This window comes from Peristeroidobacter soli, assembly GCF_004138485.1.
In the GTDB taxonomy this organism is placed as follows: Bacteria; Pseudomonadota; Gammaproteobacteria; order Steroidobacterales; family Steroidobacteraceae; genus Steroidobacter; species Steroidobacter soli.
Genome location: NZ_RYEV01000004.1, coordinates 170,057 through 193,390, shown reverse-complemented (window position 1 = coordinate 193,390; position 23,334 = coordinate 170,057). Strand labels below are relative to the sequence as shown.

Sequence of the window (23,334 nt, the reverse complement as noted above, 5' to 3'; positions counted from 1 at the left end):
ATAAGTCTACATATGTGGAGTTAGAGGTCAAGGAGTCGTTTATGATCTCGTGACGAGAGGTGTGAGCTGCGTCTCATGGAAAAGATCAGAAACATCGGCGTGGGCTGTGCCTGGTTCTGCCGGCTGCTTTTTGCAGTGGCATGGGATGCATGCGCGTCGGAGGAAAGCACTCCCGTGGGCGTGCCGGAAGAAGTGCTGGTGCTCGGCGAGCAGCCGGGACCAGGGCTCTGGAAAGTGACGAAGGGCTCGCACACATTGTGGATTCTCGGAACATATGTTCCGACGCCCCGAGGAATGGTGTGGCGATCGAAGCAGGTGGAAGAAGTGATCGCGGCGTCGAACGAAGTGCTGGGACCGTACTCGGCTTCGTTGCGAGTGAAGCAGGTGCAGCCCTATCAGTCTCAAGGCAGCAGACTCAAAGATGTCTTGCCTCGCAAGGTGTATGCGCGGTGGCGAACGTTGCGGGACGAGTACATCGGCGAGGATCCCGAGACGGAGAAACTATTGCCGACGGCGGCGGCCCTGCTGCTTCGGTCGCGAGCATATGAGCGCATCGGGCTCAGCTACGGCGATGACGTGTGGCGCAGGATCTATCAGGTCGCGGGCGCGCATGCGGTGCCCATTCGCGGGCTGCAATATGAGATGGGGCCGGTGACACCGGACAAGAACAGCTCGCGGCTGTCTCGCCAGAACGCCGTCAACTATCTGGTCGAGACGATGGATCGTTTGGAAATCGACATGACACAGGCGCGCGCTCGCGCGAATGCCTGGGCCCGGGGCGACATGGAGGTGTTGCGGACGTTGGTGGAAGCGGATGCTTCGTACGCTCAATCGTTGGCGTACAGCTGGCCCTTTCTCAGTCAGCAGCAAGTGGGGCAGCTGCAGCTGGAGGCGGAGAACAAGCTGCTCAGCGCGCTCGAACGGGCGCTGAATCGCAATGAGACGACGCTGGTGGTGTTACCCATCCACGTGGTCTCACGGGGCAAGGGTGTCGTGGCCAGCCTGCGTGCCGCGGGCCATGGTGTGGAGGAGCCGCGCTGATCCGACACCTCTCTTCAGGGCTCATGACTCAGAATGCGACGGTCTACCTGGAAGAGGCCATTCGCCCCGGCGCTCTTCGGGGCTCACACAGGGGATGGAAGAACGATCGTGAGAATGACAGATCGCGGCAAGGGGCCGCCCCCGTATACGCTCAACGCAGCCTACGTCAAGGCTGCCGCCAAGATCGAAGCGGCGCGCGCCGGCGGCGCCACCGAGCTGGTGCTCGAGCCCGCTGCCGACGGCTCGCGTTTGCTCGCGCTGCCGGAGTCGCTTTATCAACTGAAAACCTTGAAACGGCTGAGCCTCGCGAGCGCTCATCTGCCGACGCTGCCGGAGTCGTTGCGGCTGTTGTCGCAGTTGGAGTATCTGAATCTGACCAGTTGTGGGATCGAGCGCATGGGCGATGCTCTGCGCGGGATGGCGTCGCTCAGAGCGCTGTTGATCTCGAACAATCGTCTGCAGAGTCTGCCGGGCTACTGCAGTGAGTGGCGCTCGCTTCGGGAGCTATTTGCTCACAACAATGCGCTGACGGAATTGCCGGCGGAGCTGACACGGTGTCGCGCTCTGGAAGTCTTGATTCTTCATCGCAACAAGCTGCGGTCGTTGCCCGATGCCATTGGCGCTCTCAGGAACCTGCGGGAGTTGCGACTCTCCGAGAACGAGCTGATGAACCTGCCGGACTCGATCGGCAATACGGGCCTGCAGAGCCTCTGGGTCGATCGCAACCACCTCGTCACGCTGCCGCCGTCGTTGGCTGAGTGCAATCTCTCCTATCTGGAGAGCGGGAAGAATCCGCTGTCCTACGAGTTGCGAGCCGCGATCGAACTGGGTTTCCCGTCGCTCAAGACGTACCTGAAGGCGCAGAAGCTGGAACACGCGCCGCTGTTCGAGGCGAAGCTCATCCTGGTCGGCGAAGGCGAGGTGGGCAAGACGTGTCTGCTGGATGCGCTGTGCGAGCGGCCGTGGAAGGAACACTCCTCGACGCACGGCATCCAGGTTCAGCCGATGAAAATCAGCGCACCGGGGGCGCCGGGGCTGTCGCTGAACTGCTGGGATTTCGGCGGGCAGCGCGTCTATCGGCCCACGCATCAATTGTTCTTCTCCGCGCCTGCGATTTACCTGGTGGTCTGGAAACCGCGCGAGGGGGCACAGCAGAATCTGGTGAAGGAGTGGATTCGCCTGATCTTGCATCGTGCGCCCGCCGCGAAAATCTTCGTGGTGGGCACGCACGGTGGCCCGGATGAACGGCAGCCCGATATCGACCGACAGGAGTTGTGGGATCTGTTCGGGCGCGACACCGTGCTCGATTTCTTTCATGTCGAGAACAAGCCCGACTCCCAGCGGCATCGTCGCGGTGTCCCGGAGCTCAGAGAGGCCATTGGCCGTGCGGCGCTCGAGTTACCGGATGTCCGACGGGTCGCACCGCTCAAATGGCGCGGAGCCCGTCAGCGACTGTTGCATCGGGGCGCGCCTTACCTGAGTGTCGAGACAGTCCGGAAGATTTGTCGTGGCTTCGCGATGAGCGACGAGGAGATCGCGCTGTTCCTCGCAATCTCACATCGGCTCGGCCACTTGATTCACTACGAACACGATCTGGCGCTGCGCGATCTCGTCATTCTCAAGCCGGATTGGCTCGCCACCGCGATCAGTTTCGTGCTCGACGACAAGGTCACGCGGGACAGCCGGGGCCTGGTGAGCTTCACGCGCCTGAGTCAACTCTGGAACGATCCGCGGCGGCCCGAGGCAGTCCGATATGCGCCCGATCTGCATCCATTGTTTCTGCGGCTCATGGAACGATTCGACATCTCTTACAAGGTCGTGCTCGCGGGTGAGCCGATCGATAGTCTGAGTTTCAGCCAGCAGGTGAAATTGCAGGCGGCCAGTCACGTGTCGCACGCGGTCATCGACGCGCGCCCGCTTGCTTACACGAGCCTCATCGCTCAGCTCGTTCCCGATGTCAGGCCGATGGTCGATCTGCAGCAGGTCTGGCCCGACGCCTCGCTCCAGAGCGGGGATCAGCAGCAGCAGCAGATCTGCAGAATCGTCGACGGCAAAGGGACTCCGGCACTGGCCGAGGGGCTGTTTTATCAATTGATCGTGCGTCTGCATAAGTACTCGCTGGGGCGTGTGAACTTCGCTCACAGCGTGCACTGGCAGCGCGGACTGGTGGTCGATGACAGCTACAACGGCCGGGCGTTGCTCGAGTACGTCGATTCGAACGTTCGCATCACGGTGCGCGCGGCTTACCCCGAGCGCTTGCTTGCGATGCTCACCAGTGAGGTGAAATATCTGGTGGAGAGCTACTGGACCGGACTGGAGTGCGAAGTCATGGTCCCATGCGTTCATCCGTGCGGTCGGGGCGCGGCGGGCACCGGTCTGTTTCGCGTGGATCCACTGCTGGCGAGCAAGCGCGGAGGGCGCTCCGAGTTTCCCTGTCCGACGTGCGGCATGTGGCAGCAGATCGACCATTTGCTTCGGAATGCGCTTCCGGCCGCGCCGGTGCCGGCTGATTTACAAGGCGCGCGCATCGTTCAGGAGCTGCGTGACATCCGGCAACTGCTCACCGCGCATCACGGTGCGCTCATCGCTCGAGTGTCGGAGCTGACGGCGGGGCAGCGCGAGCTGCTCAGTCGCGCCGACAGTTGCTATGCCGCCATCGTTCGCTCTTTGACCGATGAGGCCGTCAACGGACCGCGTCTGATCAGCGTGGCGCCCGTCGAGCGAAGCAAGTTTCATCCGCGGCAGTGGCTCTCCGCGAAATTCAGAATCACCCTATGGTGCGAACATTCGCGCCTGCCGACCCATTTCCTGGGCGGCGACGAGCGCGTCGGGGTGTATGAGATCGAGCTGGACCGAGCCTGGTTCAAAACGGTCGCGCCTTATTTGAAGGTGATGAATACCGCGCTGAGGCTTGTTCTGCCCGTGGCGGTTTCCGGCGCGCCGCTGCTCATCGAGGAGGCGCGGTACAAGGAGCTCGAGCATCAGCTCGATTTCTCCAAGGAGGTGATCGACGCGACGCTCGGTGCCGGAGAGCTCCTAGATGAGACGGCCGCCGAGAGCGAGCGTTGGTTGCAAGGTCCCGGCGCCGTCGTCGTGGCGGATGGCGCCGGCTTGAGAGAGTTCCATGCCCTGCTGAGGCGAGTGGACCCGGCGGCGAACTACGGCGGCCTGGTTCGGGTGCTCTCGAAGCGGCAGGAGTTTCGCTGGGTGCACCCTCAATTCAAAAAGGAGTATTGAGAGGCGTGCGCCGGCACGAGGGGGGGATCTGGCGGAGAGACAGGGATTCGAACCCTGGAACACCTGTGAGGATGTTACTGGAATTCCAGTCTCATCTTCACAGCAGCGACTAACAGCTAACATGAGCCAGCGTAAGGTGTTACAGCCAAACTCGAAGGCTCTTCGTTACCCCAGATCACGCTCGCTTTTCCTCTGTTGGGTACAGAATGGGTACCGGCTTCACCGCCAAGCTCGACGGCGCGCGTACCGAAAGTTCGAGGCCTCGTCGCTCCGTTCCAGCATCTTAAGCGGCTTGATTGTATACGAGCGGGCTGGCTCAGGCCCGGGTAAGCGCACTGCGAAACTCCTATGGATTTTCAGCCGGCGAGGACGGCGTCTGGAAAAAGGCAGCGATTGCGACCGAAGAAAATTGGCCATTGCTTTTTAGCATACCCACAGCGCACATGAACACGCGCGTCTCTGCGCCACGATGGTCTCGTCGCCGTCGGCCTGACGAGAAAATGAGAGAAACTCGCGAGCTACATATTGAGGACTGCGGCCAATGAATCCGCCTGCTGGGCGAACTTTGCTGGATTCTTCTCCCGCAGGCGTTCCAAGTTCGAGATCTTCCAGCGAAGCGCGGGCAGGGTTGCAGCGTGCGGAATATTCAGCAGCGCCCATTCAGGTGTCAGGTTCACAAACGATAGGAGGAACTGGCGCTCGGTCGCATCGAGGTCCCGTTGGAGATCAGCGACGAGACGTTCGCGTGCCCCCTCGAGTTGATCCAGGGGAACGACGTCAGCCGTCATGCCCTTAAAGGCGCCTTCATAGTCCAGCGTGAGGTCTCGACGCTTTGGGGCGAGCACTTCGTGAAGCGGGCGATCGTGGCTGGCGAGATAGAGGACGAACGCACGGCGGATCGCTGGTGTAATGCCTTCGTGCTCAAATAGCTGCATTACATCAAACAGGTCGCGTGGATGCTGTCGGTCGAGCGCTGCGACCAGCTTGCCCGCATAGACGTCCTCGCTCGAGGCGATGGGGACTTCGGTTTCCGCCTGGAGAGCGTCCTGTGCTCGCTGCGTGAGTGATCGTGAGACCACGCGGCCGACCAGGCCGCGAGTGACGAAATTGACTTCAACTTTGATCTCGATGTTCTGTCGACGGACGAACATTTTGGTGTCCGGAGCGCTTGCAACCGCAACGGTTCTGACGTTGAAGCCCAATCGCTGCAGCTGTTTTCGGCTTCCATGGAGTGTATCGCTGATGCGCTTGAGTGCGTCCTCGCGCGAGAGGGTGTGATCGATGAATGCGAGATCGAGGTCGACCGACAGCCGTGGCATGTCTCGGAGGAACAAGTTGATTGCAGTGCCGCCTTTGAGGGCAAAGTCATCTGTGTTCAGCACGAGAGGTGCGACTTGCGTGAGCAAGCGAGCGGTGTCGAGATACACCTGATTCACGGCTTCAATACCAGTGTGCCTTCGGAGGATCGCGACACCCACGGTTTGTCACTGCCCGTGGGAAGTTGCTTGGGATCGAGTTTGCTAACCCAGGGTGAGGAGAGTTCCCGTCCAAGCGTGAGGCAGAGGCGGACCGTTTTAACGCTCGTGCAGTGTTTGAGCAGATTCGATAAGGCGCTAGCACGCAGTGTGTGAGTGCCTTCGGTGAGCTCACGAGCTTCCGACAGTGGCTGGCGGACGCCGACCTCGCTAAGCAGTTCGAGTAGGGCGCGCTCAGGCGACGACACCAGTGGGTTGCCGCCCGCTTGCAGCCCTTCGAAGCGAGCCACATGCAGCGGGGTCTCTGGCTTTTCTTTAAAAAGGCGTTTGCGGTGGTAGTCCGAGGGGAATTGGTCTGTGAACCACGCGGGAAGGCGACCCGCCACCCAGCCGTAAAGATGCAGCGTCGTCTGCTGCGAGACGTAGTGGCGTATGCCGTGCCACTCCAACGCCGATTTCCCACCGACATGCAATCCGGTCAGCTTGCGTTCTAGCAACAGCAGAGAGGGAGCGAGCGATAACGTATCGCCAGGGCGTAGAAACACACCGCGCTCGAGCCGGTTGAGCCACCCGGCTCGAACATAGTGAACGGCGAGGTCCGGCGAAACTCCGTACCCGGTCAGGTCGGCCGAGGTCACGGGAGCACCGGCGGGCAAACGCGCCAGGACGGTCTTTAGGATAGTGTGTCGTGTCGTAGTCATGCTACGAATACAAGTATTCCTCCAAAGTTTAAATTTTTCAAGATAATCGTAGTAGGGCTACGATTAAATATTTTTTTCAAAAATAACGCTCGGAGAGAGTCAGCTGGAGGGCGCCCTCGACGCGCAATTGGTGGCAGCTATGGTGGTAGGAGCGGGGACTTCAGGTGGCCTTGGGCTCAAGTCGCCATTAAAGTCAGTGACTTACTTGGTTCCCAACCGGAGCGGATGGCTTCAAGTTGCGTTTGCTGGGGAGCCTGCGGGCATGCGAGGGCGCCCTGATGCGCCCGCCGGTTACCTCGCCGCCATTGCTTGTTTGTTCGCACGATATCTTCTTCGGTCCAACCGGCTGCATTGTGCGCACATAGCGTAATCTGCTCCGACTACCGCAGGCCGGTGAAAAACTGGAACTCATCATAGTTGCCGATGAGCTCGCCCCCCGTTTGCCATGAATGGACGCGATGATGAGTGCGGTCTCTTGCGCGGTGAGGGCTCCTCGACGGTCGGCGATCTTTATCGTGACCCGAAAGTTCTCCAGATTCTCCGCCGGGTTCTTCCCGTCCAGATGATTTTCGAACGCGAAAGCACGGCGCAGCGGTGTGAGTCCGTTGTTATAGGCTTTCTTCGTTTTCCAGTCCTGGCTAGTCGCAATATCAAGCAACTCAGTCTAGGTCACCTCAAGAAACGCGCGTAGCCCCATCGACGGTCGATGGCTTGGTCGATCTCTGCCGGTTCGCCTTTGTCGGTTTGAGCAGTACCATCGGCTTGACCCGCTGTTTCCAATAAAAGGTCGTGAACTCGATCAAATATTTCCTGTCGTGCGGACCGACCCTTGCTCACGTCTTCTCGCATATAATGCGACATTGCCGGCTCGTTCCCGTGTGGCAGGGTCTATGGAACGTTGGGCGCAGTGTCGCAGGACCAGGCCCGCTGAGAAGTTGACATTCGCCGACTATGACTACGGTGTGAGGAGGTCGTCCGAAATCGATCATGACAGAAGCATCAACAATGGCCATCCAAATCCTTGCAATCGCAGTCGGCAGCCTTTGTCTGTACATCGCGTTCTTTCTCTATGAGGATGAAGAGAGCCGGCTGCATAACGCTCTCGAGAACTTATGGATTCGCGTCAACGATCGGTCCGATAATGCAAGCACATTCATACGGCGCCTAGTTACCGAAACTGCCAAGTTAAGCTCGCGAGCATTTGACGCGATCTTCGGTCCCACCCTGTTTTCGGTTCGAGCAGTTGGGGTGTCCTTTAGCTACGCGCTCGCTTCGATGTCCGTGTACTTGATTGCTGCCACGGGCCGACCGAATATTCCAGCAGTATGGGCCATGCCAGTCATTTTTGTTGCGCTCGGCAGTTTGCCGGCGCTCATGGGCGGCAGAAGGATCGAACGCTTGATATTCCTGCTGCCACTCTCTTTTGCAATATTCCTGATCATGTTTACTTGGACGATTGCATCAGAGTATGTCCGTCGCCCCGATCCATATGGCCCGGAATTCTTGCTCATCAACTACATTTTTGTCGGCTCATTGGCCTTGTCGGTCCCAATCGATTTCCTGTGGTCATTACTTGTCCGGTGGGTCTCGCGCAAGGTGAGTGCATCGCAGAAGCTGTTGCCAACGCTCATATCACTTCTTATCTATCTCGCCGCGCCAGGTATTCTGCTTACTGTCGGGCAATCCGGAATGATTGCTGGCGTTATGCACCGGAATCCATGGCTGGGGTCATTTCTGGTGCTCCTCATGGCAAGTCGAGCCTTTCTGGTGGTAACCGCGTCTGTGTTCACCATCGTCTTCGGTGTCGTTCTGCTCCACAAGTTCGTTTGGCCATTGATCGATCGCACCATCTATGCCGTCGCTCGCCATCGTGTATTACAGAATAGAAGGCTCATCGGAGTCATCGGGTTCGCGCTGATCGTGGGCGCGGTGGGAAGTGCTCCGTTCAACCCTGCGCAATTCCAGTGGATGCGTTAGAAGTGGTGCGGTTCTATGGGAACTGCGGAGGTCCTGAGCGCATCCATTGCTTGTCATCAGCTCGCACACACTGAATCTCGTCCGCAGACAAATTTCGCGTTGACCTGTGCTACTTGCAAGCGACTGATCAGTTGGCATGCGACGCGGCCATCATGACATTCATTCGCGAACAAGCTGCGAGGGAAGACGGTGTTACGAAGCTGTATGACCTTGTTCGAACGAACAAGAACATTGTCATTGTGCTTTTCAATTCCGAGTCGTTCCTACTCGGATTGAACGAGAAGGCTCACAGCAGCATGCGCTTTGATGCCATCAAGACCCATGGGCCCAAGGTATGGGAAAAGATGGAGCGCAGCGACGCGCTTCAGGATGTACCGGTCAAGTTCAAGGCGACGGCGGCGAAAGTGTGCATGTACTTCGCCGATAAGTTGCAAGCCAGCAAGATGAATTCCCGCGTTGGCGGCTTCGACTAATCGCAGAGTTCAGTGCCGGCGTTGCGATTGCGGTTGCCGGGTAGTGCGTCCTTTCTGCCCGGTCTTTTCTATACCCAACTTGACGGTCTCTATGACTGAAGTGCATCGTTGAATTATGAGTACGCTAAAGATTCCGCTCCCAATGAAGCAGCTAATGGAACGCAACATGTGTGTGGTGTTCCAATTTGCGTTTAGCCGGACGCCGCTTGAGATTTACTGCCAGAAGAATTTCAGAGGGGAGTTCGCGAACTTGGGCGTCGTTGTATTCGAAATGGCGGAGCATCGAGCAATACAAGCTTTCTTAGAACTAGCCGTGTACCTGCGCGCACTAGATGACGAAGAGAACGTTGGAAAGCATATGAAGGAGCATACTGACGTTGAGTTCGGGACCTTGATCGTTGCCAGCGGTCAAACGCGCGCGCTGACGCTCCGGGATATTGCGAATAAGGTCATTCACGGCACGGGCTACCGATGGCAGTTCTCCGCAGATGCAGCCCCACAGTTCGTGTGCGACTCCAAAGAAGGAGGTATGCCGCAGAACTGGACTCGCGCCGAGATTGATCTTGGCAAGTTGCTACTGTTTTGCGGGATGCTCATGCCAGGAGAAATCTAAAGCTAGCAGGGCATAGGCACCAACGAACTATTAAAGCCCCTCCAACCGGTAACTTTTTGAGGGTTGGTTTGGGGTACAAACGGGGAAGTCGTTCGTAAATTCTTATTTTTCTTGGATAGGTGGCGGAGAGACAGGGATTCGAACCCTGGAACACCTGTGAGGATGTTACTGGAATTCCAGTCCAGCGCCTTCGACCACTCGGCCATCTCTCCGGTCAGGGCGCGAAGGGTACACGGCGCGGCGCGGGTCGGCAAACCCCGGTCTCTGACCGGCCGTGCCAGGGGCTGAAGTCCGCTGAAAACTGCTGAAATTTGTCAGGGGCCGGGGACCGGATTGCCGACCGGGAACGGGGACTTGCGCTGACCGGTGCGACGCCGTCGGCGGGCGAGTGGCGAGTGGCGGGTGCGAATTGCGGTCCCGCCGAGGCCCGGACGTTCTTTGCCGTAGGCGCCCCTCGACCCTGGATTGATCCATGACCGCACCGGGAGCCGCAGCGCTCGCGGAGCGTGCGGAGTGACAGACTTCGGCGACATCGATGCCGGCGGATCGGCCGCTGCGGTCGACCTGCTCACTTCGTTCCGCGAGCACGAGCCTGCGTTGCTGCGATTCATCGCTGCCCGCATCGGCTGTCGTGCGACCGCGCAGGACATCGTCCAGGAAGTCTTCCTTCGCATTCATTCGCCACCGGCCGAGCCGGTGCACGACCCACGCGCGTTCCTGTTTCGGATCGCCGTCAATCTGGCCACCAATCATCGAGCCGTGGCTCGCCGGCGCAGCGAGCTGACTGAAGAGGTGAAGGATCTGCTCTGGTCCGGCATCGATGAAGCCACGCCGGAGCGCAATTTCCTCGCGACCGAGCAGCTCACCCGGGTGACCGGCACGTTGAGCCGGTTGCCGGAGCGTACCCGGCAGATTCTCGCGATGAATCGGTTCGAGGGCATGAAGCAAGTGGAGATCGCGCAGCGGCTCGGGATCTCCACCACAGCGGTGGAGAAACACCTGCGCAATGCCTTGTCGCTGCTGTTGGAAGCGACCCAGGACGACGAGCGATGACGCCGGCAGGTTGGGGTTTTGCATTCTCACTGGTCTCTCTTTCTCCATGGATGCAATCGTGGCTGCCGTAGACGATCCGCGGACCGTGACCGATGTAGCGGTGCGCTGGGTCGCGCGTCTGTCGCTCGACGCCGTCTCCCAACAGGACGTGGCGGAACTGAAGGAGTGGTTGAACCGCGATCCATCGCATCGGCGGGCGTTCGACCGCGCGCGACGAATGTATGCGGGGCTCGCTGCCGTTGAGCCCGCAGTCCGCGCGCCACCGCGACGCTCTAGATTCATCGTCCCGGCGCTGCTCGCGGCCGCCGCTTGTATGCTGCTCGCGGTGATGCCGTGGCTGTTTCAGCACGACTTCAGCGCACCGGTCGGAGAGGTGCGTCAGGCGCGATTGCCCGATGGCAGCACGCTGTGGCTCGACAGCGGCGCGGCGGTAGATTTTCGTAACGATGCTCGAGCGCGAGTGCTCGAAGTGAGTGCCGGGCGAGTGCACGTGGCGATCGCCAATGACGCGGGTCGCCCGTTCCAGGTGCGCGCCATGAATGCCGTGATTCGCGACATCGGCACCGCGTTCACCGTCGATACACACGATGCGCGACTGCAAGTGAGCGTGAGCGACGGTCGCGTCGAGGTCGATTTCAACGACACCGTCACGCCGCTTGCGAGTGGAGAGTCGGCGCAGTTCGTTGCCGGCACAACGGCGAGCGTGCACGGCTTCGATTCACATGCCGAAGGTGCGTGGCGCGCCGGCCGGATCGTGCTCGATCACACCAGCCTCGAGGACACGCTGCGCATCGTCGAGCGCTATCGTCGTGGGTTTGTCATTCTTCTCGATGACGACATCGGGGCGATGCCGATGAGCGGCTCGCTGTCGGTGCAGGATCTCAACGGCGGTCTGGATGCGCTCGCCGCCGGTTCAGGATTGCAGCTGCGACGCCTGCCATTCCTGTTGATCGTCACGCCGCGCGGTTAGGGAAATTTTCATTGGCTGGTCTCTCTTTTGCGGCGTAGATGGTCGCGAAAGAAATGGGGACGGGAATGATCAGACACAATGCGGGCGCGGGCGTGATTGCAGGCGGATTGCTCGGCGCGGCGCTCATCTGTTCGATACAAACGGCACACGCGCAATCGGATAAGAAAGAGTCCGCGAGTCAGCAGCGACTGCGCTTCGATATCGCCGCGGGTGAGTTGAGCAAGGCGCTCAGCTCGTTCTCGGAGGTCAGTCGCATGCAGCTCGTGTATCCGAGCAATCTTGCGAGCGGCATGAAGACGGCAGGCATCTCCGGTGACTACACGGTGACCGAAGCGCTCGGCGCGCTGCTCGCGGGCACCGGCCTCGAAGCCCGCTTCACCGGCGCCATGACGGCGACACTGATCCGCGTGTCGCGCGAAGCTTCGCGCACGCTTGGCCCGGTTCGAGTGGAAGGGGTGCAGGGCGCCAACGCGAATGCCGGCATCAACGGCAGCACCGATACCACCGCGACCGAAGGCACGCGCAGCTACACGACGAGTGCGATCAGCATCGGAACCAAATCTCCCGAGAGCATCAAAGATACGCCGCAGACCGTGAGTGTCATCACGCGTCAGCGGATGGACGATCAGAATCTCACCTCGCTGAGCGATGTCTTGAATCAAGCGGCTGGCATCACGATGCTGGGCGGCGGTACCAATCCACTCACGCCGTACTCGCGTGCTTTTGAGGTGACGCGTGTGCAAGTCGATGGCAGTGCCCCGGTCTCGATGGGCGCCACTTACTCCTATCAGAATCTGTTCGAGATGGCGCAGTACGACCATGTCGAAGTGCTGCGCGGCGCGGATGGCCTGTTCAGCGGCTATGGCGACCCTGGCGCGACCATCAACCTGGTTCGCAAACGGCCGCTGTCGCATGTGCAGCTGAGCACCGAAGCGTCGGCCGGCTCCTGGAACAAGTATCGACTGGTGGGCGATGCCACCGGGCCGATCGCGTTCGATGGCAGATTGCGCGCGCGCTTCATCGCCACCTATCAGGACCAGGATTATTTCTTCGACGTTGCCGAATCGACGCTCGAGACGCAGTCGCTCACTTTCGAGGCCGACCTGTCGCCCGGTACGCTGCTGAGCATCGGCGGCAGCGCCATGAAGCGCGATTCCATTCCCCTCATGACAGGCTGGCCGCGCTATCTCGATGGCACCGATCTGCACCTGCCCAGGGATCTGTGTGCCTGTGTCGACTGGGGTTACTTCGACACCGAGTCGTCCGAGGTGTTCCTGCGCGCCGAGCAGCGGCTGGGCGAGCGGTGGAGCCTGGATCTCAAGAGCACGTGGACCGATCAGCAGACCAAGCTGAAATACGCGGCGCTGTACGGTGCCATCGGCACGCAGACAGGCGGCGGTACCAGTCTGTCGGCGCAGCGGGAGTTCTACTCCAGCAAACAATTCGTCGCGGACGCCACGTTGAACGGCGAGTTCGAGCTGTTCGGCGAGCGCCAGCGCCTGACGGTCGGGGCGAACTACCAGGACGTGGATGCCGGCGAATACGAGCTCTATGTGTTCACGGGAGAGTCGGGCATTTCCATTCCCGATATTTTCAGCTTCGAGCCGACCGATTTCCCTGAGCCGTTGAGTGACTACCGGCGCTCGCTCTATCCAGCCATGGGGCAGAAGCAATGGGGCGCCTACGCGAGGCTCAACCTGACGCTGTGGGATCGCTGGCATTTTCCGTTGGGTGTGCGCTGGAGCGGGTATGAGTACGAACAGGTGCAGCAGAGCTATTCGAGCAGTGGCGTCCCGCGCGCACCGACGGTGTATCTGTGGCGGCGGAATGAATTCGAACCCTCGCAGTTCGCGGTGATCTACGACATCACTTCGAGTCTGTCGGTCTACGGTTCCTACGCCTCGATCAACAGGGGACAGGCAGACCAGCTCACGGCCAGTGGCGAGCCGCTGGCGCCGGTGACCGGAGACAACCTGGAGCTGGGCCTGAAGGCGCAATCGGCCGATGGCAGACTCACCGCAACGTTCGATTTCTATCGCCTGGAGCAGAAGAATTTCGGGATCTCGGATCTGAGCGTCCCGCGTGTGAACTACGGCAATGGCCGCACCTGTTGCTACATCGCCGATCCCAACCGCTCCATGCTGAGCCAGGGCGTGGACCTGGAGGTGGCAGGGCAGGTGCTGCCGATGTTGGAGCTGCAGGCGAGCTACACCTTCAACCAGAATTCCCAGGAAGGCTCGTCGTTCGGTGAGATTGAGGGCACGTCGTTCCAATCTCAGACTCCCAAGCATCTGCTGAAGGTCTGGTCGACGTTGCGACCGTCGGGGGCGTGGCGTCGTTTGGAGCTGAGCCTCGGCATCAACGCGCAGACCGCGACCTATGTGGCGGGTACGACGTGTACCCCTGACGTACCGAATCCGGTGACCGGGCGCCAGGCGTGCGTGCCCGGGACCTCGGTGGATTACTCGTTCACGGAGCCGGCTCGTGCCATCGTCTCCTCCGCCGCCAGATATCACCTCACGGACCGGTGGCTGGTGGCGCTGAACATCGAGAACGTGGCGGACCGGCGTTACTATCAGACCGTCGGCACGACGGTGGGCAACAACCGCTATGGCACGCCCCGAAGCTTCGAGCTGGCCATCAAAGGTTCATTCTGAGCGCCGGCATCAAACAAGAAAGCCCCTGCGAAGGGGCTTTTTCATGGAGCAAAGGTTGCCAGCGCCTCGTTCAGACGAACGCAATCCCCGCCGCCTGCATGGCTTCCAGGATCGGCGCTTGATGCTGGCGGGACAGCGGCACCAGTGGCAGGCGCACGGTGTCGCCGCACAGGCCGAGGCGGGACGCGGCCCATTTCACCGGAATCGGGTTGCTCTCCAGGAACATCGACTTGTGGAGCGGCTGAAGTTTCATGTCGAGCTTGCGGGCTTCCTCCCGCTTGCCGGCCAGCGCGGCGTCGATCACCGCCCGGACCTGGCGCGGCGCGATGTTGGCGGTCACGGAGATGACCCCGTTGAAGCCGGCCAGCACGGCCTCGCAGGCCAGATCGTCGTCGCCTGAGAACAGCGCGAGCCGGCCACCGACGCGGTTCAACAATTCGCGGTTGCGCTCCAGGGAGCAGGCTTCCTTCAGGCCGATGATGTTCGAGAACTCGGTCAGGCGCTGGACCGTCTCGGGCTTCATGTCGACCACGGTGCGACCGGGCACGTTGTACAGCACGATGGGCACATTCACGGCTTGCGCGATGGCCTTGAAGTGCTGATACAGGCCTTCCTGGGTCGGCTTGTTGTAGTAGGGCACGACCGAGAGGCAGGCATCCACGCCCACGTCCTTGGCCAGCCGGGTCAGCTCGATGGCCTCGCGGGTCGAGTTGGCGCCGGTGCCGGCAATGACGGGGAGGCGCCTGGCGGCGCGGTCGACCACGCGTTTGACCACCCCGATGTGCTCCTCGACGCTCAGCGTCGGGGATTCGCCGGTGGTACCGACGGCGACAATGGCGTTGGTGCCATTGGAGACGTGGAAGTCGACCAGACGGTCCAGGGCGCTGTGATCCACAGTGCCATCCGCCTGCATCGGCGTGATGAGCGCCACGATGCTGCCGCTAAACATGGTCATCCTCGAAGGGGAAGGGGCGCGATCCTACCAAAGTTGACGGCAGTTAGGCACGCCAAGCGCGCGGTGCGTGTAAACTGGCGACCCGTAAATCCCGCTCAGGCACTCGATGCAGTTCATCGTCATTTCCGCTCTTGGCAGCGATCGCACCGGTCTGGTCTACGATCTGACCCGCGTGGTGCTCGACTGCTCCGGTAACATCGTCGACAGCCGCATGAGCTCGTTCGGCAGCGAGTTCGCCATGCTGTTGCTGGTGTCCGGTAACTGGCACACGCTCGCCAAGCTGGAGACCGAGCTGAAAAAGCTCAGCGATTCCTCCGGGATCACCATCAGTCTCCGGCGCACCGACCAGCGGCCGCCGCGCAAGGACGTGGTCACGTATTCGGTCGACGTGGTGTGCCTGGATCAGCCGGGCATCGTGCACAACCTGGCCGGTTTTTTCAGCGCGCGCGGCATCGATATCGCCGAGCTGAACACGCGCAGCTACGCCGCCGCGCATACCGGCGCGCCAATGTTTTCCGTACAGATGGTCGTCCACATTCCAGCCAAGATTCATATCGCGGCGTTGCGCGAGGAATTCATGGATTTGTGCGATCAGCTGAACCTCGACGCCATTCTCGAACCCGTCAAGTCCTAAGCAATGCCGGCTAAAAAAACCTCGGTCGCCGCAAAGAAATCGGCCAAGCAAGCGCCTGCGAAGAAAGCCCCGGTCGCCAACAGCGCGCCGGTCAAGAGTAGCGGCGGCTCGGGCAAGGTCGCGGTAGGAAAGAAGGTCCCCGCGTTCTCCAGTGCGGTCACGGGCGGCGGCTCGTGGAAGTCGAGCGCGGCGGCGGGCTCGAACCTCGTGATCTATTTCTATCCTCGCGACAACACCACCGGTTGCACGGCCGAAGGCGAGGCGTTCCGCGATCTCGCGCCGGCGTTCAAGAAAGCGAACACCGTGATTCTCGGGGTCTCCACCGACAGCATCGCCTCGCACGAGAAGTTCAAGGCGAAGTATCGGTTCCCGTTCGAGCTGCTCTCGGATGAGAGCCAGGCGCTGTGCCAGCTGTTCGATGTGATCAAGGAGAAGAGCATGTACGGTCGCAAGTTCATGGGCGTGGAGCGCAGCACGTTCCTGATCGGCGCGGACGGCGTGCTGCGGCAGGAATGGCGCAAGGTGAAAGTGCCGGGTCACGCCGAGGCCGTGCTCGACGCTGCCAAAGCTCTGTAACACCCAGTCTCTACTCTGCAGTCCATATCCACGTAAGGAGTGACGACACCTCTCATGGCCAGAGCCGAATCGAGCGAACACAAGGCCGGCGACAAGCGCAGTCGCCCGGGCAAACGCGGCCCGCGACGGATCTTCGTGCTGGACACCAACGTCCTGATGCACGACCCGACTTCGATCTTTCGTTTCGACGAGCACGACGTCTACATTCCGATGATCGTGCTGGAGGAGCTCGACGCCGGTAAGAAGGGGTTGTCGGAGGCGGCGCGCAACGTGCGGCAGGTGAGCCGCTTCCTCGATGAGCTCATGGTCGGTGTCGACAAGGCGGCGATCGATGCGGGCATCGAGCTGCCGACCAGCAAATATATCAACGGCCAGAAGAAGGCCGTCGCCGGCCGGCTGTTCTTCCAGACCAAAGTGCTGGTGGGCGGCCTGCCGGACACGTTGCCCGGTCACGGCGCGGACAACGCCATCCTCGGTCAGGCGCTGGCCTTGCAGAAGGAACATCCGGATGCGCGCGTCACGCTGGTGTCCAAGGACATCAACCTGCGCATCAAGGCGTCCATCATCGGCGTCTATTCGGAAGACTATTACAACGACAAGACCATCGAAGACGCCGATCTGCTGTACACCGGCCTGCAGGAGCTGCCGGCGAACTTCTGGGAGAAGCATGGCAAGAACATGCACTCCTGGCAGGAGCAGACGCGCACTTATTATCGGGTGCACGGCCCGATGGTGCGCGACTGGCACGTCAATCAGTTCCTGTATCAGCAGGATGCGACCGGCATCGAAGCCATCGTTCGCAAGATCGACGGCAACGAGGCGGTGCTCGAGCTGATCCGGGACTTTCGCAACGAGCGGCACAGCATCTGGGGCATCAACGCACGCAATCGCGAACAGAACTTCGCACTGAATCTGCTGCTCGATCCCGAGATCGACTTCGTGACCATTCTCGGCCCGGCCGGCACCGGCAAGACGCTGCTGACGCTCGCGGCGGGGCTGGCGCAGACGCTGGAAAGCAATCGCTTCGCCGAAATCATCATGACGCGCGTGACCATTCCGCTCGGCGAAGATATCGGCTTCCTCCCCGGCACCGAGGAAGAGAAGATGGAGCCGTGGATGGGCGCGCTGATGGACAACCTGGAAGTGCTGACGCAGAGCCAGGAGGGCGGCAACTGGGGCCGCGCGGCGACCAACGATCTGCTGCGCAACCGGATCAAGATCCGCTCGCTGAATTTCATGCGCGGTCGTACCTTTCTGAATCGGTTTCTGATTCTGGACGAGGCACAGAATCTCACCGCCAAGCAGATGAAGGCGCTGGTGACGCGCTCGGGTCCGGGCACGAAAGTGGTGTGCCTCGGCAACATCGCGCAGATCGATACGCCGTATCTGACCGAGACCACGTCGGGCTTGACCTATGTGGTCAACCGGTTCCGGGACTGGTCGCACGCCGGGCACATCACGCTGATGCGGGGTGAGCGCTCGCGCCTGGCGGACTACGCGTCCGAGATTCTTTGAGCCATGGCGAAGGGTTCAAAAAAGAAACGCGGCGCGGATGTCGCTGAGCACGTGAGTCAGCTCGGCTCGAACGTCGCGTGGCCGACCTCGCCGGAGGAGGCGACGCTCGAGCGCGTGCCGAATCCGCATCCGGACAAGCTGTATCTTGCGCGCTTCACGGCGCCCGAGTTCACCTCGCTGTGTCCGGTGACGGGGCAGCCTGACTTTGCGCATCTCGTGATCGACTATGTGCCCAGGCAGTGGCTGGTCGAGAGCAAGTCGCTCAAGCTGTACCTGGGCTCGTTCCGCAATCACGGCGCATTCCACGAGGACTGCACTGTCGCCATCGGTGCACGCCTGGTGGACTTCCTGAAACCGCGCTGGCTGCGCATCGGCGGGTACTGGTATCCGCGCGGCGGCATCCCCATAGATGTGTTCTGGCAGACCGGAGCGCCTCCCAAGGACCTGTGGCTGCCGGACCAGGGCGTACCTGGGTACCGGGGGCGAGGCTAGCAGGGCGTCGCTACGGCGCGCCGTAGGTTTCGTTAGTCAAGATCTACGGCAAACCGTAGGCGTCTGGTATATTCCGCCGCCTCAAATCGACTGCCGATTTTCGTGGGCTTCTATGGCGGCTCGCGTCGGTTTCTCCGCGACGATCAGCCGCGAACCCCGCCAGGCCCGGAAGGGAGCAACGGTAACGGTGATATCGGGCGCCGGAGAAGCGCCGGCGCGGGCCGTCTCCATCAAGGTTCCCGCATGTCCTATCTAGCTCTCGCCCGCAAATGGCGGCCGCGCAGTTTTACTGAGCTGGCTGGCCAGGATCACGTGATGCGCGCGCTCGTGAACGCGCTGCAGACCGGGCGGGTGCACCACGCGTTCCTGTTCACCGGTACGCGCGGCGTAGGCAAAACGACCATCGCGCGCATTCTCGCCAAGTCGCTGAATTGCGAAACCGGCATGACGCCGACGCCGTGCGGTGTCTGCAGCGCCTGTCGCGAGATCGACGAGGGCCGCTTCGTCGACCTGATCGAAGTCGACGCCGCCTCGCGCACCAAGGTCGACGACACGCGCGAGCTGCTCGACAACGTGCAGTACGCACCCGCGCGTGGTCGCTACAAGGTCTACCTGATCGACGAAGTGCACATGCTCTCGACGCATTCGTTCAATGCGTTGCTGAAGACGCTCGAAGAGCCGCCGCCGCACGTCAAATTCCTGCTCGCGACCACCGATCCGCAGAAGCTGCCGGTGACGGTGCTGTCGCGCTGTCTGCAGTTCAACCTGAAGCGCTTTCCGCCGGCGATGATTCTGAACCGGCTCAAGTTCATCTGTGAGCAGGAGAGCATCGAGTTCGAAATCGACGCGCTGCGCATGGTCGCGCGCGCTGCCGAGGGCAGCATGCGTGATGCGCTCAGTCTGCTCGATCAGGTCATTGCGTTCGGTGGCGGCAAGCTCACCGCCGAGGACACGCGCACCATGCTCGGCACGCTGGATCGTGCGCAGGTGTTCGGCATCGTCGAGGCGTTGATGGCTCGCGATGCGCGCAAGGTGCTCGATCGAGTGAACGAGCTGGATGAGCACGCGCCGGACTATCGCGAAGTGCTCGCGGAGCTCGCGTCGCTGTTACAGAAGCTCGCGCTGCTGCAGGCTGTGCCCGATCTGCAGATCGATGAGTCGGATGACGTAGAAACCTATAAGAAGCTCGCCGCCGCGATCACGCCGGAGGATGCGCAGCTGTTCTATCAGATCGCCATCGTCGGCCGTCGCGATCTGGAGCTCGCGCCCGATGCGCGCGGTGGATTCGAGATGGTGTTGTTGCGCATGCTGGCGTTCAGCGCGCAGGAAGTGGTGGCCTCGGCGGGCAGTGCGCCGTCGGCGGCGCCCGCGCCGGCTCGTTCAGCGGGTGCCTCTTCCGGTGGTGGTGTGCCGGCCTCCGTGCGTGCCGCGGCCGCCGCGCCTGCGCCCACGCAGTCGCCTGCACCGGCTGTTCAGGCGGCGCACGCTGCGCCGTCCGCGCCAGCGGCACCCGCCGCACCGGCGGCGGCCTCGGGCAGCGATGGCGATTGGAATGCGATGGTCGCGCAGATGGGCCTCGGTGGCATCACGCGTCAGCTCGCGGCGAATTGCGCGTTCCTCGGCCGGCAAGGAAACAAAGTGCGTCTGTCGCTTGCGCCAGAAGGCGCGCACTACCGCACGGCAATGATGGAAGAGAAACTGAAGCAGGCGTTGAGCACCTACTACGGCGAGTCGGTGGTGCTGGAGTTCGTCGAAGGCGAGGCGAGCGGCGGTGAGGTGATGAACACGCCGGCCCGTCAGCTCAAGGCCGCGGCGGATGACCGGCTGCAGAATGCGCGCTCGTCCATCGAGAACGATCCCAACATTCGTGCCATGAAAGAGATCTTCGGCGCGACGGTCACACCCGAGTCGATCCGGCCGACCGACAATCACTGACGGAGTGTTTCAGCTATGAAAGGCAATATCGGCAACATGATGAAACAGGCGCAGCAGCTGCAAGCCAACATGCAGCGCGCGCAGGCCGAGATCGCCCAGCTCGAAGTCACGGGCGAGGCGGGCGGCGGCATGGCCAAGGTGGTGATGACCGGCAAGCACGAAGTGCGTCGCGTGTCGCTCGATGCGTCGATCGTGAGCAGCGACGACAAGGACATGCTGGAAGATCTGATCGCCGCGGCCATCAACGACGCCGTGCAGAAGGTCGATCGCACCACCCAGGAAAGAATGTCGAGCCTGATGGGCGGCCTGAATCTGCCCCCGGGCTTCAAGATGCCGTTCTGAAGGAATCGTCCGCTCGCGCCGACCGCATCGTTCGGCCGGCGCTTTTGATGTCGAATGATCTACCCACCCTCTCTCATTCGCCTGATCGAGGCGCTGCGTTGTCTGCCCGGCGTCGGGCCGAAGTCGGCGCAGCGCATGGCGTTTCATCTGCTGGAAAAGGATCGCAACGCCGCCAGCCTGCTGGCCGATGCCTTGCAGAAGGCAGTGGTCGGCGTCGGCCGGTGCCAGCGCTGCCGGATGTTCGCCGATGCGGATCTGTGTCCAATTTGCGCCAACGCCTCGCGCGATCGCGGGACGCTGTGCGTGGTGGAGTCGCCCGCCGATGTCGCGGCGATCGAGCAGTCAGGCAGTTATCGCGGCACGTATTTCGTCCTGATGGGCCATCTTTCGCCGCTGGATGGCATCGGACCCGATGAGCTCGGCTTCGCGCAATTGGAAACATTGCTGGCTGAGGGCGAGATCACCGAGGCGATTCTCGCCACCAACACGACGGTGGAGGGCGATGCCACCGCGCACGTGATCGCCGAGATCGCCGCCCGTCGCAACGTGAAATCCAGTCGCATCGCTCACGGCGTGCCGATCGGCGGTGAGCTCGAGTATGTGGACGGCGGCACGCTCGCCCATGCGCTCGCCGGCCGCCGCACCCTGAGCTGATCCAACCAGCGCACGATGGCGCAACAATGTTGCGTCCGGCGCGGTCCGCTTCCTCAACTTCGCAATCGTGTCGCCCGGCCGGCTGACTAAGCTGGCCGGCATGAAGTCCCCACACGACTGGCCGTCGCGATGACGGTCGCGTTTGCCCATTGGATGGAGCGCTGGCGCGGTCGGGCACCGGGCATCGTGCTGGTGTCGGTGCTGGCGCTCGCCGGTGCCATGGCGGCGCAGATGCTGAGCGCGCCGCTGAGCGATTCTCCCAAACCGGTGCTGAGTCCCGTGCTCTTTGCCATCGCGCTCGGCATCTGCTGGCGCCATTGGCACGGCGTGGCCGATGAATCGCGACCTGGCGTCGAATGGATTGCTCACCAGTTACTGCGGACCGGTATCGCGCTGGTGGGATTGCAGCTGACGCTGCGTGGCGTCGAATCCGTCATCGGTCTGGCGCTGCCGGTCATCGTCGCCTGCATCAGCGTGGCATTACTCGTGAGCGCGGTCATCGGCAGGTGGCTGTCGATCAGAGCGCCGCTGCGGGCGCTGCTCGCGGTGGGCAGTGCCGTGTGTGGATGTACCGCGATCGCAGCGACGGCCTCGGTCGTTCGCGCGCGAGCGGAAGAAACGGGGGCGGCGTTGTGCTGCGTGGTACTGATCGGCGGCGCAGGGATGTTGTTCTATCCGTGGCTTGCGCAGGAGCTGTTTGCAAACGATCCGCGCGCGGCCGCGGTGTTTCTGGGCACGTCCATTCACGACACCAGTCAGGTGATCGGCGCCGCCTTGCTGTACGAACAGCACTTCGACGTGCCGGGCGCCGCCGCGATGGCGGGGGCGACCAAGCTGTTCCGCAATCTGTCGTTGCTGATCCTGGTGCCATTGCTCGCGACGCTGATGAATGTGCGCGGCGAGTCGGTGGATGCATCGAAGCGGCCGCGTCTGCTGGATGTGCTGCCCGGATTCATCCTCGCGTTCATCGCGCTCGCGGCGCTACGAATGGCGGCGGATACCTGGTTGAGCGCCGGTTCGGTGGCTCGGCAAGGATGGAATGCGCTGCTAGCGGTCGCCGGCAGCGTGTCGAGCTGGCTCCTTATCGCCGGGATGTGCGCGATGGGGCTCGGAGTGTCGGTCGACTCGATGCGTCAGCTCGGCGGCCGCATCGTGGCGCTCGCAGTCACAGTCGCTGTCGCGATCGCCCTGACCAGCGCCAGCACGTTGAAGCTGCTGACTTAAGCCGCGGTCTTTTTCGAGCGCGCTTTGGGCTTGGCGGCCGGCGTCGCGCGCGATGTTTCTTCCGGCGGCGACAGGCGCACCTGATCGTCGCCGTGCAATTCCATCAGCGACTCCATCAGATCCTCCTCATCGGCGCTCGAGCACACGCCGAGCACGGTCGCCTCGTCGCAGCCCTCGGCGGCGACGTACGCATGGCCCATGTTCGAATCGATATAGATGGACTCGCCGGCGGACAGCACGATGGGATCGTAGAACTCGGTGTGGATCTCCACCTGGCCTTCCAGCACGTAGATATATTCCTCGCCGGAGTGATGCACCAGCTCGCCGAATTCCTCGACGCTCTTGGCGCGGATGCGCGTCAGGATGGGAATCATCCGTTTACGGCGCAGCTCCGCGCATAAATAGAAATAATCGTAGTTCGGCGTGTTGACGCGGATCGCGCGCTCCATTCTGCCGATGCTGCGTCGGGCGGTGACCGGCTGCGCCGTGGGCTCGCTCGACTCGGCGAACAGATCCGACATGCGGATTTTCAGACGCTCGCTCAGCTGCAACAGCTTGTCGTAGGTGAGCGTCAGCCGGTCGTGCTCGACCTTCGCGAGCGTCGACAGCGGAATGCCGGTGCGATCGCTCATTTCCTTCAAGGTCCAGTCGTTGCGGGTCCGCAGGGCGCGCAGGACGCGGCCGAGCGTCGGCTTGTCCGCGGGGCGCTCGGCGGGCGGAACAGCGGATTTTTCGGCAGCTTTGGGTGTTTTCATTGAGGTCGGATTGTAACGGACCGGCCGAGGCGCGCACCGGCGTTGTTTTGCATGA

The 23,334-nt window shown here is 61.7% G+C and carries 20 protein-coding genes, 1 tRNA gene and 1 other RNA gene; 17 read left to right on the top strand and 5 right to left on the bottom strand.

Features of this window, described 5'->3' with window-relative positions; all coding sequences use genetic code 11:
• The first annotated feature begins 75 nt into the window (after nt 1–75).
• Together EKO19_RS16580 and EKO19_RS16575 are read left to right on the top strand one after the other, a co-directional pair.
• Nucleotides 76–1,041, top strand: a complete 966-nt coding sequence (locus EKO19_RS16580; RefSeq protein ID WP_129777575.1) for a TraB/GumN family protein — start codon at nt 76–78, stop codon at nt 1,039–1,041.
• Between the two features lie 114 nt (nt 1,042–1,155).
• Nucleotides 1,156–4,278, top strand: coding sequence for a COR domain-containing protein (locus EKO19_RS16575; RefSeq protein ID WP_129778498.1), 3,123 nt, complete (start codon nt 1,156–1,158; stop codon nt 4,276–4,278).
• A gap of 518 nt (nt 4,279–4,796) precedes the next feature.
• Here the strand turns inward: EKO19_RS16575 and EKO19_RS16570 are convergent.
• Nucleotides 4,797–5,714, bottom strand: a complete 918-nt coding sequence (locus tag EKO19_RS16570; protein ID WP_129777574.1) for a nucleotidyl transferase AbiEii/AbiGii toxin family protein — start codon at nt 5,712–5,714, stop codon at nt 4,797–4,799.
• Nucleotides 5,711–6,454, bottom strand: a complete 744-nt coding sequence (locus tag EKO19_RS16565; RefSeq protein ID WP_129777573.1) for a type IV toxin-antitoxin system AbiEi family antitoxin domain-containing protein — start codon at nt 6,452–6,454, stop codon at nt 5,711–5,713. The genes EKO19_RS16570 and EKO19_RS16565 overlap by 4 nt, the downstream gene beginning before the upstream one ends.
• Before the next feature lie 987 nt (nt 6,455–7,441).
• On the opposite strand from EKO19_RS16565, the gene EKO19_RS16560 reads away from it, so the two are divergent.
• From EKO19_RS16560 to EKO19_RS16550, 3 genes are all read left to right on the top strand, one after another.
• Nucleotides 7,442–8,431, top strand: a complete 990-nt coding sequence (locus tag EKO19_RS16560; RefSeq protein ID WP_129777572.1) for a hypothetical protein — start codon at nt 7,442–7,444, stop codon at nt 8,429–8,431.
• A gap of 152 nt (nt 8,432–8,583) precedes the next feature.
• Nucleotides 8,584–8,904, top strand: a complete 321-nt coding sequence (locus tag EKO19_RS16555; protein WP_129777571.1) for a hypothetical protein — start codon at nt 8,584–8,586, stop codon at nt 8,902–8,904.
• A gap of 154 nt (nt 8,905–9,058) precedes the next feature.
• Complete coding sequence (locus tag EKO19_RS16550; protein ID WP_129777570.1) at nt 9,059–9,517, top strand: hypothetical protein; 459 nt, start codon at nt 9,059–9,061, stop codon at nt 9,515–9,517.
• Nucleotides 9,518–9,637: 120 nt separating this feature from the next.
• On the opposite strand, the gene EKO19_RS16545 is transcribed toward EKO19_RS16550, so the two are convergent.
• Nucleotides 9,638–9,729, bottom strand: a tRNA-Ser gene (locus EKO19_RS16545).
• Nucleotides 9,730–10,030: 301 nt separating this feature from the next.
• On the opposite strand from EKO19_RS16545, the gene EKO19_RS16540 reads away from it, so the two are divergent.
• The 3 genes from EKO19_RS16540 to EKO19_RS16530 all read left to right on the top strand — a co-directional run bounded on the left by EKO19_RS16540 (nt 10,031) and on the right by EKO19_RS16530 (nt 14,197).
• On the top strand, nt 10,031–10,570 hold the full coding sequence (locus tag EKO19_RS16540) for an RNA polymerase sigma factor (protein ID WP_157995294.1): 540 nt from the start codon (nt 10,031–10,033) through the stop codon (nt 10,568–10,570).
• A gap of 58 nt (nt 10,571–10,628) precedes the next feature.
• Nucleotides 10,629–11,540 carry a FecR family protein gene (locus EKO19_RS16535; protein ID WP_175597089.1) on the top strand — a complete coding sequence of 304 codons (912 nt, stop codon included), beginning with the start codon at nt 10,629–10,631 and terminating at the stop codon, nt 11,538–11,540.
• 65 nt (nt 11,541–11,605) lie between these two features.
• Nucleotides 11,606–14,197 carry a TonB-dependent siderophore receptor gene (locus EKO19_RS16530; protein ID WP_175597088.1) on the top strand — a complete coding sequence of 864 codons (2,592 nt, stop codon included), beginning with the start codon at nt 11,606–11,608 and terminating at the stop codon, nt 14,195–14,197.
• Between the two features lie 70 nt (nt 14,198–14,267).
• On the opposite strand, the gene dapA is transcribed toward EKO19_RS16530, so the two are convergent.
• Complete coding sequence (dapA, locus tag EKO19_RS16525; RefSeq protein WP_129777566.1) at nt 14,268–15,146, bottom strand: 4-hydroxy-tetrahydrodipicolinate synthase; 879 nt, start codon at nt 15,144–15,146, stop codon at nt 14,268–14,270.
• A 112-nt stretch (nt 15,147–15,258) separates the two neighbouring features.
• Here dapA and EKO19_RS16520 point away from each other — a divergent pair, with 112 nt between their 5' ends.
• The 9 genes from EKO19_RS16520 to EKO19_RS16480 all read left to right on the top strand — a co-directional run bounded on the left by EKO19_RS16520 (nt 15,259) and on the right by EKO19_RS16480 (nt 22,524).
• Nucleotides 15,259–15,786 carry a glycine cleavage system transcriptional repressor gene (locus EKO19_RS16520; protein WP_129777565.1) on the top strand — a complete coding sequence of 176 codons (528 nt, stop codon included), beginning with the start codon at nt 15,259–15,261 and terminating at the stop codon, nt 15,784–15,786.
• Between the two features lie 3 nt (nt 15,787–15,789).
• Nucleotides 15,790–16,362, top strand: a complete 573-nt coding sequence (locus tag EKO19_RS16515) for a peroxiredoxin (protein ID WP_129777564.1) — start codon at nt 15,790–15,792, stop codon at nt 16,360–16,362.
• A gap of 156 nt (nt 16,363–16,518) precedes the next feature.
• Nucleotides 16,519–17,877, top strand: coding sequence for a PhoH family protein (locus EKO19_RS16510; RefSeq protein ID WP_407676654.1), 1,359 nt, complete (start codon nt 16,519–16,521; stop codon nt 17,875–17,877).
• A 3-nt stretch (nt 17,878–17,880) separates the two neighbouring features.
• Nucleotides 17,881–18,369 (top strand): preQ(1) synthase, encoded by a 489-nt coding sequence (queF, locus tag EKO19_RS16505; RefSeq protein WP_129777562.1) that lies wholly within the window; start codon nt 17,881–17,883, stop codon nt 18,367–18,369.
• A gap of 123 nt (nt 18,370–18,492) precedes the next feature.
• Nucleotides 18,493–18,589: signal recognition particle sRNA small type (ffs, locus tag EKO19_RS16500), an RNA gene on the top strand.
• 23 nt (nt 18,590–18,612) lie between these two features.
• Nucleotides 18,613–20,304 carry a DNA polymerase III subunit gamma/tau gene (gene dnaX, locus EKO19_RS16495; protein WP_129777561.1) on the top strand — a complete coding sequence of 564 codons (1,692 nt, stop codon included), beginning with the start codon at nt 18,613–18,615 and terminating at the stop codon, nt 20,302–20,304.
• 15 nt (nt 20,305–20,319) lie between these two features.
• Nucleotides 20,320–20,646, top strand: a complete 327-nt coding sequence (locus tag EKO19_RS16490) for a YbaB/EbfC family nucleoid-associated protein (protein WP_129777560.1) — start codon at nt 20,320–20,322, stop codon at nt 20,644–20,646.
• A 54-nt stretch (nt 20,647–20,700) separates the two neighbouring features.
• Nucleotides 20,701–21,300 carry a recombination mediator RecR gene (recR, locus tag EKO19_RS16485; RefSeq protein ID WP_175597087.1) on the top strand — a complete coding sequence of 200 codons (600 nt, stop codon included), beginning with the start codon at nt 20,701–20,703 and terminating at the stop codon, nt 21,298–21,300.
• 129 nt (nt 21,301–21,429) lie between these two features.
• On the top strand, nt 21,430–22,524 hold the full coding sequence (locus EKO19_RS16480; RefSeq protein ID WP_129777559.1) for a YeiH family protein: 1,095 nt from the start codon (nt 21,430–21,432) through the stop codon (nt 22,522–22,524).
• On the opposite strand, the gene EKO19_RS16475 is transcribed toward EKO19_RS16480, so the two are convergent.
• On the bottom strand, nt 22,521–23,279 hold the full coding sequence (locus tag EKO19_RS16475; protein WP_129777558.1) for a helix-turn-helix domain-containing protein: 759 nt from the start codon (nt 23,277–23,279) through the stop codon (nt 22,521–22,523). The genes EKO19_RS16480 and EKO19_RS16475 overlap by 4 nt on opposite strands.
• Nucleotides 23,280–23,334 lie beyond the last annotated feature (55 nt).

Coding starts and splice junctions, on each gene's coding strand:
- EKO19_RS16580 (WP_129777575.1), top strand. CDS start 76: ATGGAAAAGATCAGAAACATCGGCGTGGGCTGTGCCTGGTTCTGCCGG.
- EKO19_RS16575 (WP_129778498.1), top strand. CDS start 1,156: ATGACAGATCGCGGCAAGGGGCCGCCCCCGTATACGCTCAACGCAGCC.
- EKO19_RS16565 (WP_129777573.1), bottom strand. CDS start 6,454: ATGACTACGACACGACACACTATCCTAAAGACCGTCCTGGCGCGTTTG.
- EKO19_RS16560 (WP_129777572.1), top strand. CDS start 7,442: ATGACAGAAGCATCAACAATGGCCATCCAAATCCTTGCAATCGCAGTC.
- EKO19_RS16555 (WP_129777571.1), top strand. CDS start 8,584: ATGACATTCATTCGCGAACAAGCTGCGAGGGAAGACGGTGTTACGAAG.
- EKO19_RS16550 (WP_129777570.1), top strand. CDS start 9,059: ATGGAACGCAACATGTGTGTGGTGTTCCAATTTGCGTTTAGCCGGACG.
- EKO19_RS16530 (WP_175597088.1), top strand. CDS start 11,606: ATGATCAGACACAATGCGGGCGCGGGCGTGATTGCAGGCGGATTGCTC.
- dapA (WP_129777566.1), bottom strand. CDS start 15,146: ATGTTTAGCGGCAGCATCGTGGCGCTCATCACGCCGATGCAGGCGGAT.
- EKO19_RS16520 (WP_129777565.1), top strand. CDS start 15,259: ATGCAGTTCATCGTCATTTCCGCTCTTGGCAGCGATCGCACCGGTCTG.
- EKO19_RS16515 (WP_129777564.1), top strand. CDS start 15,790: ATGCCGGCTAAAAAAACCTCGGTCGCCGCAAAGAAATCGGCCAAGCAA.
- EKO19_RS16510 (WP_407676654.1), top strand. CDS start 16,519: ATGCACGACCCGACTTCGATCTTTCGTTTCGACGAGCACGACGTCTAC.
- queF (WP_129777562.1), top strand. CDS start 17,881: ATGGCGAAGGGTTCAAAAAAGAAACGCGGCGCGGATGTCGCTGAGCAC.
- dnaX (WP_129777561.1), top strand. CDS start 18,613: ATGTCCTATCTAGCTCTCGCCCGCAAATGGCGGCCGCGCAGTTTTACT.
- EKO19_RS16490 (WP_129777560.1), top strand. CDS start 20,320: ATGAAAGGCAATATCGGCAACATGATGAAACAGGCGCAGCAGCTGCAA.
- recR (WP_175597087.1), top strand. CDS start 20,701: ATGATCTACCCACCCTCTCTCATTCGCCTGATCGAGGCGCTGCGTTGT.
- EKO19_RS16480 (WP_129777559.1), top strand. CDS start 21,430: ATGACGGTCGCGTTTGCCCATTGGATGGAGCGCTGGCGCGGTCGGGCA.
- EKO19_RS16475 (WP_129777558.1), bottom strand. CDS start 23,279: ATGAAAACACCCAAAGCTGCCGAAAAATCCGCTGTTCCGCCCGCCGAG.